We start from the raw sequence: 13,858 nt of genomic DNA, 5'->3' as shown, positions 1-13,858 counted from the left end.
GGTATCATGCTACTTACAAACACTGAAAATTCTTACGGCTTAATTGCAAAACTTTTTCACTGGATCATAAGTATTATAGTTATAGTAATGCTCGTTGTCGGTTTCTCAATGGATAATTTCGTAGAGCCTCCTTTAAAATGGCAACTATACGGGATACATGAAGCAACCGGCATAGTTGTTTTATCTTTAGTAATAATAAGGCTTTTATGGAAATTCTATAATGCTAAGTTTTGCTACCGGAAGACATGCCGAATTGGCAGAAAAAAACCGCTAATATTAATATAAATTTTATCTTTTAATGTTATTAATGCCGATAAACGACTTTCTAATGACTATTTTATCAAACCATCATATTGATTTTTATGGTTTGTTTACTATAAATTCTTTGTTCAAGATTTACAATTTGCCAAAATCTTTAAAAAAATCCATAAAAAGGCTGCTTTGTTATTTACTGCTTTAATTATTTTGTATATACTAGCTGCGTTATATCATCACTTTATTAGGAAAGATAGCGTACTTAAGAGGATGTTGAATGAGTAGCACAATGTCACCCCGTGGCTTGCCCACGGGGTCTCAGGATACAGCCTGTGATACAAGATACCGTGGTCAAGCCACAGTATGACATTAAATAACAAAGAACTCTCTTCTTTATCTTTACAGCTTAAAGATTAGTTATTATACTGTGCTTTTATTATTTAAATAAATTATTTAAAATGAATATTCATGAATATCAAGCAAAAGAGATTTTAAGAAAATACGGCGTACCTACTTCCACCGGGCTAGTTGTTACGGAAACCGAAAGGATTAATGAAACCATAGATAAATTAAATACGGAAGTATATGTGGTTAAAGCACAAATACATGCCGGCGGTAGAGGTAAAGCAGGCGGTGTTAAGGTTGTTAAGAGTAAAGAAGAAGCCAAAAAAGTTGCTCATGACATGTTTGGTATTAATTTAGTAACGCATCAAACAGGGCCTCAAGGACAAAAAGTAAACCGTCTTTATATCGAATCAGGTTGTGATATTTTAAAAGAATATTATTTCAGTATAGTATTTGATAGATCGGCTAGCTGTATTACTTTCATAGCTTCTACTGAAGGAGGAGTTGATATTGAAGAAGTAGCAGAAAAAACTCCGGAAAAAATTATTAAATTTTCCGTTGATCCTGCAACCGGTTTACAAGATTTTCATATGCGAGGCATAGCTTATGAGTTAGGCTTTAAGGATAACCAAGTCAAACAGATGAAAGAAATAGTAAAATCAGTCTATAATGCTTTTATTGAAACCGATGCAGCACAAATTGAAATCAACCCGTTAATTGTAAATAGCGACGGGAACTTATTAGCTTTAGATGCAAAAATTACTTTTGACGATAATGGCTTATTTAAGCATCCGAATATTACGGCAATGCGTGATCACAATGAGGAAGATCCTTTAGAAACTAGGGCGGCAAATGCAGGACTTAGCTATGTAAAAATGGACGGTAATATCGGCTGTATGGTTAACGGGGCCGGTCTTGCCATGGCTACTATGGATATTATTAAACTTTACGGTGCTTCGCCTGCTAATTTCTTGGATGTCGGTGGCGGGGCCGATCGTGAGTGTGTAAAAGAAGCTTTAAAAATAATTCTATCCGATAAAGAAGTACAAGGGATTTTAGTTAATATTTTTGGCGGTATCATGCGTTGTGATATTATAGCCGAAGGAATTATTGCAGCTGCAAAAGAAATAGGCATAAAAGTACCGTTAGTGGTTCGTTTAGCCGGTACAAACGTTGAAAAAGGCAAAGAAATTTTATCAAATTCCGCTTTAGAAATAATACCGGCACATGATTTAGCAGATGCTGCAAGCAAGATAGTTGAAGCGATAAGGTAATACTGCTTATATTTCAAGAATTGCTCTTTCATTTTATCAAGGACTCGTGATGCTCATGTACTATATGTACGCTATAAAATTCAATTCTTGAAATACAAGCAGTATTAAATACAACAAATTTTTAAAATAGCGTATTAAAAATGGCAATATTAATAAATAAAAAAACAAAAGTTATCTGTCAGGGTTTTACTGGTTCACAAGGAACTTTTCACTCTGAACAAGCGATAGCTTATGGCACTAACATGGTTGGCGGTGTTACACCCGGCAAAGGCGGTCGTACTCACCTTGATTTACCTGTATATAATACCGTACATGAAGCAAAAGCAAAAACCGGTGCAAATGCGAGCGTTATATATGTTCCGCCCGGCTTTGCCGCTGATTCGATATTAGAAGCAATCGATGCCGAAATTGAAGTAGTAGTATGTATAACGGAAGGAATTCCGGTACTTGATATGGTAAAAGTAAAACGTGCGTTAGTCGGCTCTAAAACTAGATTAATCGGTCCTAACTGCCCTGGGGTTATTACACCGGGTGAATGTAAAATCGGTATTATGCCTGGGCATATTCATAAAAGAGGAGCGATAGGTATTGTTTCAAGATCAGGTACTCTAACTTATGAAGCAGTAGCACAGACAACAGCAGTAGGACTTGGACAATCTACGTGTGTCGGTATAGGCGGCGATCCTGTTAACGATACTAATTTTGTTGATTGTATTGAAATGTTTTTGAAAGATGATGAGACAAAAGCAATTATTATGATTGGTGAAATTGGCGGTAATGCGGAAGAAGATGCAGCTGAGTTTATCAAACAATCAAAAATTAAGAAGCCTATTGTTAGCTTTATTGCAGGTATTACAGCACCTCCAGGTAAAAGAATGGGACATGCCGGAGCTATTATTGCCGGAGGAAAAGGAAGTGCCGAAGATAAGCTTGAAGCTCTACAAAGTGCCGGCGTAACTATTACTAGATCCCCTGCCGATATCGGTAAAACTATGCTGGATTTACTGAATAAAGGCTAAATTCGTCATTGTGAGGAAAGTACGTAAGTAATTGACGAAGCAATCTCAGGATGCGTGGCAATCTAGCAAAAATAATAAAAAAATTCTGATTTACAGAATTTTTTACTGGATTGCCTCGTTAAAACTTACAGTTTTTCCTCGCAATGACAGAAAAACTGATCTACGCCAATTCTTAAGAACTCTTATTATCCCTAATTTCTTTAACTATATTTAGTAATTGTGGAAAATCTATTAACCCAGGTATTAATTTTGAATCAATTATATACGCAGGTACTCCTTGGATTCTAAGGCTTCTAGCTATTTTCATATTTTGAGTAATTAAATCTTTAATCTCTTTGCTATCGGCAATTTCTTCAATTTCCGTAGCATTTAAGTCATTCTCGGTTAATAATTCTTTTATAGATTCCTTAGAAACATCTCTTATTTTTATTAATTCATCATGAACAGCTTTAAATTTACTTGGATTGACCTTATAAACGGCTAAAACTATTCTTGCAAGATATTCGGAAGCATCTCCAAGGATAGGAAGCGGTCGTAATATAACTTTAACTTTTGGATCATTTTGCAATAATTCATTTATAGAAACATCACCTTTTTTACAATAAGAACAATTATAATCATAAAAAGCAATTATTGTTACATCATCGTCTTTATTTCCTATAACAGGAAAGCTTGTGCTATCCTCAATACCTAACTTATTATCTTTTAGATAGTTATTAACTTTAGTCTTATTTTCCTGTACTTTACGTTTTTGCAACCCTTCTATTGATTCTATTATTATTTCCGGAGTTTTAAGCAAATAATCTTTGATTATTTCTTGGACTCTTTCCTCTTCACATTTCCTTGCATCCTCGCTTTGTTTAACCTCAACGGAAACCGGATTTGTAGAATAAGTTTTCATTGTTTTGAAAACAAATAAAACTCCTATCACAACTACAAATATAACCAATATTTTACCTATAATATGCTCCATAAATACCTTTTTAAAAATTCTAGATTATTTTTACTTTATTTCAAGAAAGCTGGTTCAATGTCATCTAGTTCGGTTATTTGTTGCATAGATCATGGATAGGTTTTTCCGTTGTCATACTGCGACTTGATCGCGGTATCCAGCTTAAAATATTAAAATTATTGATATTAAAGTTTATTTTTCTGGATACCGTGGTCAAGCCACGGGATGACACCGAATACGTCGAACCCACACAACAAAATCCATTACTTCTGTCTTATTAATCTGCTCTGATCTCTTTTCCAGTCTTTTTCTTTAATTGACTCTCTTTTATCATGTAATTTCTTACCTTTAGCAATACCACATTCAACTTTCACTTTATTTTTTTTATTAAAATACATAGAAAGAGCTACTAGCGTATAGCCTTTTATTCTAATTCTACCGATAATTTTCTTTATCTCTTTAGTATGCAACAATAATTTACGCGGTCTACGAGTAGAATGATTAAATCTATTCGCTTTTTCATATTCTGCAATATGGCAGTTATACAAAAATACCTCATGTCCGGTATCTGCCGCATGGCTTTCTTCTATAGAAGCTTTGCCTTGACGCAGAGACTGTACTTCACTACCCTTTAATACAATACCTGCTTCTAATCTTTCTTCAATAAAATAATTAAAAAGGGCTTTCTTATTTTGTGCAATAACTTTCTTATATTCGATCATATTTTTATGGATAATGATGTTATGACGTTTTCAATTTGTTTTTTAGCACTATCACTTGCTTCAGTTAATGGGAGTCTAATTTCATTTTCACATAAACCTAAATAATGTGCAGCATATTTTATTGGAATCGGATTAGATTCTACAAATAATGCTTTATATAAAGGCAGTAATTTCTGATGGATTCCTAATGCTCCTTTAGTATCATTCTTATACCACTTCTCTAATAGCTCTTTACACATATTGGGAGCAATATTAGAAGCTACGGAAGTCCACCCTACCCCACCTTGAGCGTTAAAAGCTAAGACTACTTCATCATTACCAGTTAAAATGTTAAAATCCTCTTTAACTATTGCTCTAATCCGCAATGGACGTTCTAAATCTACGCCACAATCTTTTAATGCTAAAATACGCAGTAGCTTGCTAAGTCTCAATATTGTCTCATCAGAAAAATCTACTCCGCTTCTAGTTGGAGCTGAATATAACATAATAGGTAGATTACACGCTTCATGCAATGCTTCAAAATGCTTATAAATCCCGTGTTGGGTAGGTTTTACATAAGATGGCGGACTAGCCATAAAACCATCTACACCGATTTTTGTAGATTCCGCTGCAAGTTCTCGTGCATAAGCAATATTATTTGATGAACACCCGCTTATTATAGGAATACGCTTATTAACGATTTCTACGCTAGTTTGCAGTAATAATTTATATTCTTCAAAGCTTAAACTACTACCTTCTCCGGTTGAGCCTGCAATTAATACTGCATCGACTTCATGCTTTATTTGATATTTTAAAATTCTCTCTAAAGCATATAAGTCTAACTTATTATCTTTAAAAGGTGTTATAAGTGCGGTAATTAAACCTTTAAATATGTTATGCATGATTTTTTTGATTTTAATTGTTTAGCTTATTAAATCGTCATTGCGAGAAGAATTACGTAGTAATTCGACGAAGCAATCTCAGGAGTTTGTTATTATTTGATGAGATTGCCACGCAGTCTACGACTGCTCGCAATGACGACTCGGTCCACGCACGGGCAATACCTCCTCACAATGACGTTTCTTCTACTCCCTAACAACACGCCCATACTCTTCTTTCAAACGATCTGCAATTTGATGATCATCGAAAGTAATCTTTTTATTGCCTAAATCTATAGAATCAATATTTTGTACCTCGATTGCCGTGCCTGTAACAAAGCATCCGGTAAAATCCTCTATTTGCTCTAATTTTAAACGCTCTTCTTTTACTTCGAGACCTAAATCTTTTGCAATTTCAATAATAGTCTGTCTTGTTATACCGTTTAAAAACCTATCAGCAATTGGAGTATATAATGTTTTATCTTTAACAAAGAAAATATTTGTTGTAGTGCATTCAGCGATATACCCTTCATAATCAAGTAATAATGCATCATCATAGCCAAGAGCTTTAGCTTCTTTTTTACTCGTTATTGCCATATTATATTGAGCGGCGGATTTAGATTGTACCGGCGTGCTATCAGGCATTGCTTTACGCCAGTGGCTTACATGCAAATTTATACCTTTCTCAAAAGATCTCGGCATAGACGGAATACCGGCAATCAAAAGATTAGTAGATAAATACTGATTAGTGATATTTAGCGACTCGTCTCCACTCCAAATAAGCGGTCTTATATATGCATCCTTAATATTATTTTGTTTTATTACAAGTTTATGAGCTTTCATAATCTCATCAACATTATACGGTACTTTCAAACCTAATGCTTCTGCTGATTTCATTAATCTTTCCGTATGTTCTTTTAGTTTAAAAACTTTGCCGTTATAAGCTCTCTCACCCTCAAATACCGATCCTGAATAATGCAGGCTATGAGTTAAAACATGAATCCTTGCAAATTGATAAGGAACTAAATCACCGTTAATCCAAACATGCCAAAAAATTTGCTCTAGTTTTATCATTGTCATTAACCTATATTCATATTAAAGTATTGTCAATAGTCATTGCGAGTAGCGTTGTTGCGTGGATCAAAAAACGCATTTGGTGTCATACCGTGGCTTGACCACGGTATCCAAAAAACAATAAAAAATACTAAAATCATGAGTATTTTTAACTGGATCCCGCGATCAAGTCACAGAATGACAACAGTGGAATTGATCCACGCAAGCAATACCGGCTTGCAATGATAGAAAAGCTAATACCAATTTTTCAAATTAAACGAGTATACATGCATACATACAAAGCACATATTTTAATCGTTGATGATGATAGCAGAATATTAGCACTTTTAAAGCAGTTTTTAAATAAAAACGAGTTTTTAGTATCAACGGCAAGCTCAGTCATAGAAGCTAAAAATCTATTAAAAACTTCTAATTATGATTTAATTATTTTAGATGTTATGTTACCTGAAATAACAGGGCTTGATTTTGCTACTACTATAAGGGATGCCGGTAATAATATTCCTATAGTTATGCTTACTGCTTTATCGGAAGCCGATGACCGTGTTAAAGGACTTGAAGCCGGTGCCTCTGATTATATAACTAAACCTTTTGAACCGAGAGAATTATTACTTCGGATAAATAACTTAATCAATAATTATAATAACTTTAAAAAAGAAACGAATATAATTAAATTCGGCAATAATTTTTATAATTCTGATACAAAAGAATTTACCAAGAATAATCAAATTGTATCTCTTAGCTCTACTGAACAAAAATTACTTGAGATATTAATAAAAAATTCCGGTAAATCTACTAGTCGTTTTGAACTTTCAAAAATAATGGGAGGGCTTAGTATGCGTTCTATCGACGTACAAATTACAAGAATAAGAAGCAAAATAGAAGACAACCCAAAAGAACCGAAATATTTAAAAACCGTGCGTAATGAGGGCTATGCACTTTATATCTAAATTATTACAGCATATTTTAAAGAGCTTCAGACAAAATGAATTTAAAAGCGAGCCTGCACAGCGTATAAAAATACGTGAACACAGTCGAGTCTTGAAAAATTCGCTTGTATCAAGTTCTTTGAAATATGCTTTACCGAGAACATTATTTGTACGGTTTATGTTTATTATAACCATTCCGATTTTAATAGGACAAATCGTTGCTATATTTTTGTTTTACGACCGTCATTGGTATAATGTTTCATATTATACTAGTACTATTATTATCAATGAAATAGAATCACTGATTAAAGAACATAGAAATAATTCAAGAGAGCTAACCCATTTATCGGAAAATTATCTTAATTTATCTTATCAATTTCAGCTTAGTAAAAAGTTATCTATAAAACAACCTAAATTAAGTGAGCCTCTAACTATATTTAAAAATATTTTAGCTACAAAAATCCATGACAAAAATATAGTTAAACTAAATAAAGAAAATAAAATTGAAGTATTTTTAGAATTAACAGATGGAATATTATATATTACTTTTCCTGCAAAGTTACTACTTAATCCTACAGTATATATATTTGTTTTATGGATTATATCTTTAACAGTTATATTACTTTCTGTTTCTATTATTTTCTCCAAAAATCAAATTAAATCAATACTCACTCTTGCGAATAGCATGGATAAATTTGGTCGAGGTGTTTTAAAAGGCAAAAATTTCAAACCTTCAGGAGCCTTAGAAATAAGAAAAGCAGGGCTTGCTTTTTTAAAAATGAAAGCCCGTATAGAAAAACAAATTACTAAAAGAACCACTATGCTTGCTATGATTTCGCATGATCTTAGAACTCCTTTAACAAGAATGAAGCTACAACTTGAATTGATGGAAGAAAGCGAGGAAATCAAAGGGTTAAAACAAGATATATTAACTATGCAGCAAATGATAAATTCTTATTTAGATTTTGCTAAAGGTGAAAGTACAGAAGAATTTGAAGAAATTTTATTATTAACTTGGATGGAACATCTTTTAAACAAATGGTCACATGTAGATATTGAATTTATAAAATCTACTAATTTAGATAAACTAGAAGTACGAATTAAGCCGAATTCTTTTGAAAGAGCCTTGTCTAATTTAATCGGTAACGCTATAAAATATGGAACTAAAATTAAGATATCTTCAAAAGATAATTCATCTACCGTAGCTATAATTATTGAGGATAACGGTCCCGGTATAGATGATACGGAAAAACACCTTGTATTTAAACCGTTTTATAGATCAGATAAAGCAAGACAGCTTGATAATGCAAGTAACGTAGGACTTGGGCTTGCTATTACTAAAGAAATAATAAACGATCACAAAGGCTCTATTTATTTAGAAGATAGCAAGGATTTAGGCGGACTATCGGTAAGAATCGAAATACCTAAAATATAGCTTTTGTTTTCTCGGTCATCCCGTGATTTATTCACGGGATCCAGGAAAATAAACAAAAAAAATAACATTATTAAGTTGTTATTCTGGATACCGTGGACAAGCCACGGTATTACATCGAGTACGTTTTTCGATCCATGCAGCAACATCTAAAATATAAAATAATGACTAACATAAAACATTTAGCAATAATAATGGATGGTAATGCTCGTTGGGCAGATCGGCATAACTTAACAAAATCTGAAGGGCATAAAGCAGGAGCCGATAAAATTCGTGAATTACTCCCTGAGTTTATTAATCTTGGCGTGCCGTACGTAACTTTATATACTTTCTCTTCCGAAAATTGGCAACGTTCAGGCAAGGAAGTAGATTTCTTAATAAAATTATTAAGTATTTATTTAAAAAATGAATTAAACAGTTTACATAAAAACGGTGTTAAAATAAAAGTAATAGGTAGGCTTAATTTATTAAGTAGCTCATTGCAAAAACAAATAAATAATGCTATAGAATTAACAAAAAATAATAATAAAATAACGCTTTGTATAGCTTTTAGTTATGGAAGTCGCCAAGAAATAGTTGATGCCTACACAAAAATTATTGCAAGCGGTAAAAAAGAAGTAAGTGAAAGCGATATACAACACGCTTTATATGATCCTGAAATGCCGGATGTAGATTTATTAATAAGACCGGGCGAGGTTTATCGCATCAGTAATTTCTTGCTTTGGCAAGCAGCTTATGCTGAATTATATTTCTCACCCAAATATTGGCCTGATTTTAATAAAGATGATATACTAGAAGCTATAACTGATTACTCAAAAAGGAAAAGAACATTTGGCAAAAGATAAACAAAATATATATTTAAGAATCCTGTCCGGTATAGTTTTAGTTCCGTTATTTGTTATAGCTATATTATGGTTTAAGCCTTTATTCTATATTCTAATGATAATAGTAGGTATGGGAATGTTCAGTGAATGGTATAATGTGACCTATTCTTCTATTCCTTATCTATTAATCGGGCTAATTATTATTCCGATTCCTATAAGCCTACTAATATTTTTAAGTATGGAAAATACCAATAGATGGCTTATTATGCTTTATTTTTGTATAATTTGGTCGGTAGATACTTTCGCTATGATTGGCGGCAAAACTTTTAAAGGAGCAAAACTTGCTCCAAAAATCAGTCCTAAAAAAACTTGGAGCGGTTTAGTTACGGGAGTATTATCAGCAGGTTTAGTTGCGGTATTAGTTAGTTTTATACCAAACTTTCATATTGAAAATTACTATTTTTCAAATAAAATTTATTTGTTTATAATTAGTTGTATATTAGCATTAATAGCTCAATTAAGTGATTTATTTATTTCATATTTTAAGCGAAAATTTAATATTAAAGATAGCGGTCATATAATACCCGGTCATGGAGGAGTACTAGACAGATTTGATAGTATTATTTTAACTGCTCCGGTATTATTTCTTATGAATATATATTTATGATAATACATTTAAATAATCATTCTAAAAAAATAATTTTAAATATCTTTTTAGCTTTACTGCTTGGATATTTTGTTTTTCATTGCATATATGGTAACAAAGGGATTATTGCATATTTAAAAGTAAATAGGCAGCTTGAAAAAGCTTATGATGAACTAAAAGGCTTACGAGCAGAAAGAGTAGAACTTGAACATAACGTCAAATTACTCCGAACGGAATCGCTAAATAAAGATATGTTAGAAGAACAAGCAAAGAAAGTTTTAGGAGTAGCTGCTCCAAATGAGCAGGTGTTTACAATAAAAGACACACCTAGTCAAAGGTAGGTATCGTCATTGCGAGCAGTCGTAGGCTGCGTGGCAATCTCATGAAATAATAACAAACTCCCGAGATTGCTTCGTCAAAACTTGCAGCTTTTCCTCGAAATAACAGGAAAACGAACCACACAACAACATTATTGATTAAAAGGAATTAAAAATCATTTATGACTATAAAAATTTATCAAAACGACCTACCTAATAATTTTGAACTTGAAGGAGATCTAGCTATAGACACCGAGACAATGGGGCTAAATCTACATAGAGATAAACTATGTTTGCTACAATTTAGTAACGGCAATGGTGAAGCTCATCTTGTTCATTTTACAAATCAAGATTATACAGCTCCTAATTTAAAAGCATTATTACTAGATAAAACTAGATGCAAGATATTTCATTTTGCTAGATTTGATCTAGCATCCATAAAAAAATATTTAAGTATAGATTTAGAAAATATCTTTTGTACTAAAATATCTTCAAAACTAGTTAGAACTTATACCGATAGTCATGGGCTTAAGGATTTATGCCGAGAATTGCTTAATATAAATATTTCAAAACAACAACAATCTTCCTATTGGGGTACTGACAATTTATCTTCAGAACAAAAAGAATATGCAGCAAAAGATGTGCTTTATTTGCATCAGTTAAAAGATATTTTACAAAAAATGCTACTTAAAGAAAATAGATATGAACTTGCCCAAGATATTTTCCGTTTTTTACCGACAAGAACTAATTTAGATTTACTCGGTTGGAATGAAATCGATATTTTTATGCATTAATTTAAATTAAGATAAGTTAATAAAAATATTAAATTATAATAAATTGACTTCAGGTATAAAATCCTGCACACTATTTAAGAGGCTAATTGATTTTTTAAATTACTTAGCCTACAATAGACTTATTGCATAATGTAGCTAATAAGGAAGAATTTGAAGGAAACACGGAAGTGCTTACCTGCCACAGTGTACCTAAAAGTACTTGAGGATGCGAGTACCGGATTGACATACAAATTTACCCTTAGAAGCAAGTTATATAAAAAGTTTAATTAATTAGTAACTAAAAAGGGGATCTTTATGACTAATAGAAAAAAATAGACGTACTAGATTCAGAGTAAGATTTAAATCTAAGTCTAGATAGTATAGCAAACCTCTGTTATCCTAGGGTTATAACTTGTGAAACAGAAGAATACACTTTAAGTATTGATGGCGGTGTTTTTGCCGCATTTTGGTGGGCAGCCAATTATATAATAGATAAAGTATTAATGCCAATAACAGACAATATTTACTATTACCTTAGAGAAGATCTAGGGCATTATGAAACTTCATCTTATCAGAGTTATAAGGGTGCTTCAAAAGGTACTTACCATAATAATTGCAGTAACTTTATAAATGAGACGAAGCATTATGACTCTTCATTAGATAAACATGAGGAGGTGGTTTTAGGTAATACTACTTTTTTTTGGGTTAGTATGGTGGTAATACAATAACAGTATGCTAGGTGTCATACTGCGGCTTGACCACGGTATCTAGAAACAACTTAAAGTACTAAATTTAGTATTTTAGCTGGATACCATGGAAGGACCATGGTATGACATTCTGACTAGTTTTTAATCCCCACAATCTTTCACTTCAAACAATAATATTCACAATTTTACGAGGAACGAGGATAATCTTCTTCAGTTCTTTTCCCTCTAAGAACTTTTGTACCTTTGGCAGACTGACGGTAATTTGTTTTATTTCATCTTCACTTACGGAAGTTTTAAACTCATAGGTATCACGGAGTTTGCCATTAACCTGCACTGCCATAATATATGTATCTAACTCTAGCATTGATTCATCAAATGCAGGAAAAGACGAATTATATAATCGCTCTTTATTGCCAAGCTTCTGCCAAATTTCTTCCGTAATATGCGGGATAAAAGGATTTAGTAGCTGTACTAAAACATTAAAGCCATGCCTTACGGTTTTAACATCAATTTTATCTTTGGATATTTCAGCAGATATAGCATTAGAAAGCTCACGCATACGTGCTATTGCTCTGTTTAGGGCAAAATGCTTTATATCTTCGGCGACATGCTTTATTGTAAAATGTACTAATCTATTTAACTCTTTACTAATTTCAGTTATATCATCTTTTAAAGAATCTATCGCCTCAAACATATGCTCAAGCCTATTAATAAAACGTGAGCAGCCTTCAATACCGCTTGCCGACCATTCTAGATCTTTCTCAGGCGGATTATCGGACAGCACAAAAAACCTAATCGCATCTGCCCCGTATTGCTCTTGCATTGTCTCAAGATCGATGAGGTTCTTTTTAGATTTACTCATCTTCTCAATGCGTCCCTGCACTACTCTATTATTGCTTTCTTTATGAAAAAATGCATTACCTTTTTTAACTACTTCTTCAGGATATAACCAATTATTATGCTCGTCTTTATAAGTAGCATGTAGCACCATCCCTTGAGTAAATAATCCTTTAAAAGGCTCACGAACGCTTACGTAATTCTGTTCGTTCATTACCTTAGTGAAAAACCTTGCATATAATAAATGCATTACCGCATGCTCTATGCCACCTATATATTTATCGACCGGTAGCCAATAATCACAAGCTTTTTTATCGGTCATATCTGTAGCATTGCTATTGCAATATCTCGTAAAATACCAAGATGATTCAAAAAATGTATCAAAAGTATCGGTTTCACGAACAGCCGGCTTATCGCATTTCGGACAATTAACATGTTTCCAACTAGGATGATGATCAAGCGGATTACCGTGACCGTCAAAATTTACGTCATCAGGTAACGTAACGGGTAAGTCTTTGTAAGGTACGGGAACTATGCCGCAAGCTTCGCAGTGAATCATAGGAATAGGACATCCCCAAAAGCGTTGACGAGAAATCCCCCAATCTTTTAGACGATAATTTACGCTGCGTTTACCTATACCTAGTTTCTCAAATTCCCCAATGATTTTTTGTTTTGCTTCATTACTAGTTAAGCCGTTTAGAAAATCTGAGTTAACCAAAATTCCATCTTCCATGTAAGCGGTCTTTTGTACATCAATATCTGCTTTTATTACTTGTTTAATAGGTAAATTCATTTTAACGGCTAATTCATGGTCACGTTCGTCATGAGCAGGACAACCGAAAACAGCACCAGTGCCGTAATCCATTAACACGAAATTCGTAATAATAACCGGCAATAT

The 13,858-nt window shown here is 32.9% G+C and carries 17 protein-coding genes and 2 pseudogenes; 13 read left to right on the top strand and 6 right to left on the bottom strand.

What is annotated here, in order from left to right; genetic code table 11:
- From D6968_RS03975 to sucD, 4 genes and pseudogenes are all read left to right on the top strand, one after another.
- The coding region (locus D6968_RS03975; protein WP_245969309.1) for a cytochrome b at positions 1-285 on the top strand (285 nt) is incomplete at its 5' end.
- A gap of 13 nt (positions 286-298) precedes the next feature.
- Positions 299-540 (top strand): annotated as a pseudogene (locus D6968_RS06540) (cytochrome b).
- Positions 541-713: 173 nt separating this feature from the next.
- Positions 714-1,874, top strand: a complete 1,161-nt coding sequence (gene sucC / locus D6968_RS03965; RefSeq protein WP_121543547.1) for an ADP-forming succinate--CoA ligase subunit beta — start codon at positions 714-716, stop codon at positions 1,872-1,874.
- A 140-nt stretch (positions 1,875-2,014) separates the two neighbouring features.
- The gene (sucD, locus tag D6968_RS03960) at positions 2,015-2,893 is read left to right on the top strand and encodes a succinate--CoA ligase subunit alpha (protein WP_121543545.1); all 879 of its coding nucleotides are present in this window, start codon (positions 2,015-2,017) and stop codon (positions 2,891-2,893) included.
- Between the two features lie 172 nt (positions 2,894-3,065).
- Here the strand turns inward: sucD and D6968_RS03955 are convergent, their stop codons facing one another.
- The 5 genes from D6968_RS03955 to D6968_RS03930 form a co-directional block, all read right to left on the bottom strand.
- On the bottom strand, positions 3,066-3,866 hold the full coding sequence (locus tag D6968_RS03955) for a DsbA family protein (protein WP_121543543.1): 801 nt from the start codon (positions 3,864-3,866) through the stop codon (positions 3,066-3,068).
- Positions 3,867-3,939: 73 nt separating this feature from the next.
- Positions 3,940-4,095 (bottom strand): hypothetical protein, encoded by a 156-nt coding sequence (locus D6968_RS06685; protein ID WP_410519444.1) that lies wholly within the window; start codon positions 4,093-4,095, stop codon positions 3,940-3,942.
- A gap of 13 nt (positions 4,096-4,108) precedes the next feature.
- Entirely contained in the window at positions 4,109-4,567 is a 459-nt protein-coding gene (gene smpB, locus D6968_RS03945) for an SsrA-binding protein SmpB (RefSeq protein WP_121543541.1), read from the bottom strand.
- Entirely contained in the window at positions 4,564-5,448 is an 885-nt protein-coding gene (gene dapA / locus D6968_RS03940) for a 4-hydroxy-tetrahydrodipicolinate synthase (protein WP_121543539.1), read from the bottom strand. Before dapA ends, smpB begins: the two co-directional genes overlap by 4 nt.
- A 183-nt stretch (positions 5,449-5,631) precedes the next feature.
- Complete coding sequence (locus D6968_RS03930) at positions 5,632-6,504, bottom strand: branched-chain amino acid transaminase (RefSeq protein ID WP_121543537.1); 873 nt, start codon at positions 6,502-6,504, stop codon at positions 5,632-5,634.
- Between the two features lie 48 nt (positions 6,505-6,552).
- Here D6968_RS03930 and D6968_RS06040 point away from each other — a divergent pair, with 48 nt between their 5' ends.
- The 9 genes and pseudogenes from D6968_RS06040 (at position 6,553) to D6968_RS03875 (ending at position 12,144) form a co-directional block, all read left to right on the top strand.
- A complete protein-coding gene (locus D6968_RS06040) occupies positions 6,553-6,723 on the top strand; it encodes a hypothetical protein (RefSeq protein WP_245969311.1) in 171 nt (56 codons plus the stop codon).
- Positions 6,724-6,764: 41 nt separating this feature from the next.
- A complete protein-coding gene (locus D6968_RS03920) occupies positions 6,765-7,445 on the top strand; it encodes a response regulator transcription factor (RefSeq protein WP_121543551.1) in 681 nt (226 codons plus the stop codon).
- Positions 7,429-8,859 (top strand): ATP-binding protein, encoded by a 1,431-nt coding sequence (locus D6968_RS03915; protein WP_177717314.1) that lies wholly within the window; start codon positions 7,429-7,431, stop codon positions 8,857-8,859. Before D6968_RS03920 ends, D6968_RS03915 begins: the two co-directional genes overlap by 17 nt.
- 134 nt (positions 8,860-8,993) lie before the next feature.
- Positions 8,994-9,701, top strand: a complete 708-nt coding sequence (gene uppS, locus D6968_RS03905) for a polyprenyl diphosphate synthase (RefSeq protein ID WP_177717311.1) — start codon at positions 8,994-8,996, stop codon at positions 9,699-9,701.
- The gene (locus D6968_RS03900; RefSeq protein WP_121543531.1) at positions 9,661-10,347 is read left to right on the top strand and encodes a phosphatidate cytidylyltransferase; all 687 of its coding nucleotides are present in this window, start codon (positions 9,661-9,663) and stop codon (positions 10,345-10,347) included. The genes uppS and D6968_RS03900 overlap by 41 nt, the downstream gene beginning before the upstream one ends.
- Positions 10,344-10,667, top strand: a complete 324-nt coding sequence (locus D6968_RS03895) for an FtsB family cell division protein (protein WP_008579820.1) — start codon at positions 10,344-10,346, stop codon at positions 10,665-10,667. The genes D6968_RS03900 and D6968_RS03895 overlap by 4 nt, the downstream gene beginning before the upstream one ends.
- Before the next feature lie 158 nt (positions 10,668-10,825).
- Positions 10,826-11,437: a ribonuclease D gene (locus tag D6968_RS03885; protein ID WP_121543529.1), complete on the top strand. Its 612-nt coding sequence runs from the start codon at positions 10,826-10,828 to the stop codon at positions 11,435-11,437.
- A 113-nt stretch (positions 11,438-11,550) separates the two neighbouring features.
- A pseudogene (locus D6968_RS06535) lies at positions 11,551-11,705 on the top strand (palindromic element RPE1 domain-containing protein); the annotation flags it as partial.
- 214 nt (positions 11,706-11,919) lie between these two features.
- Entirely contained in the window at positions 11,920-12,144 is a 225-nt protein-coding gene (locus tag D6968_RS03875) for a hypothetical protein (RefSeq protein ID WP_121543527.1), read from the top strand.
- A 142-nt stretch (positions 12,145-12,286) separates the two neighbouring features.
- Here D6968_RS03875 and leuS read toward each other — a convergent pair.
- Positions 12,287-13,858, bottom strand: a 1,572-nt coding sequence (gene leuS, locus D6968_RS03870; protein ID WP_121543525.1) for a leucine--tRNA ligase, incomplete at its 5' end; no start/stop codon positions are given.

This window comes from Candidatus Rickettsia colombianensi (assembly GCF_003664375.1).
Taxonomy (GTDB): domain Bacteria; phylum Pseudomonadota; class Alphaproteobacteria; order Rickettsiales; family Rickettsiaceae; genus Rickettsia; species Rickettsia tamurae.
This window is presented reverse-complemented; position numbering and strand designations above follow the sequence as displayed.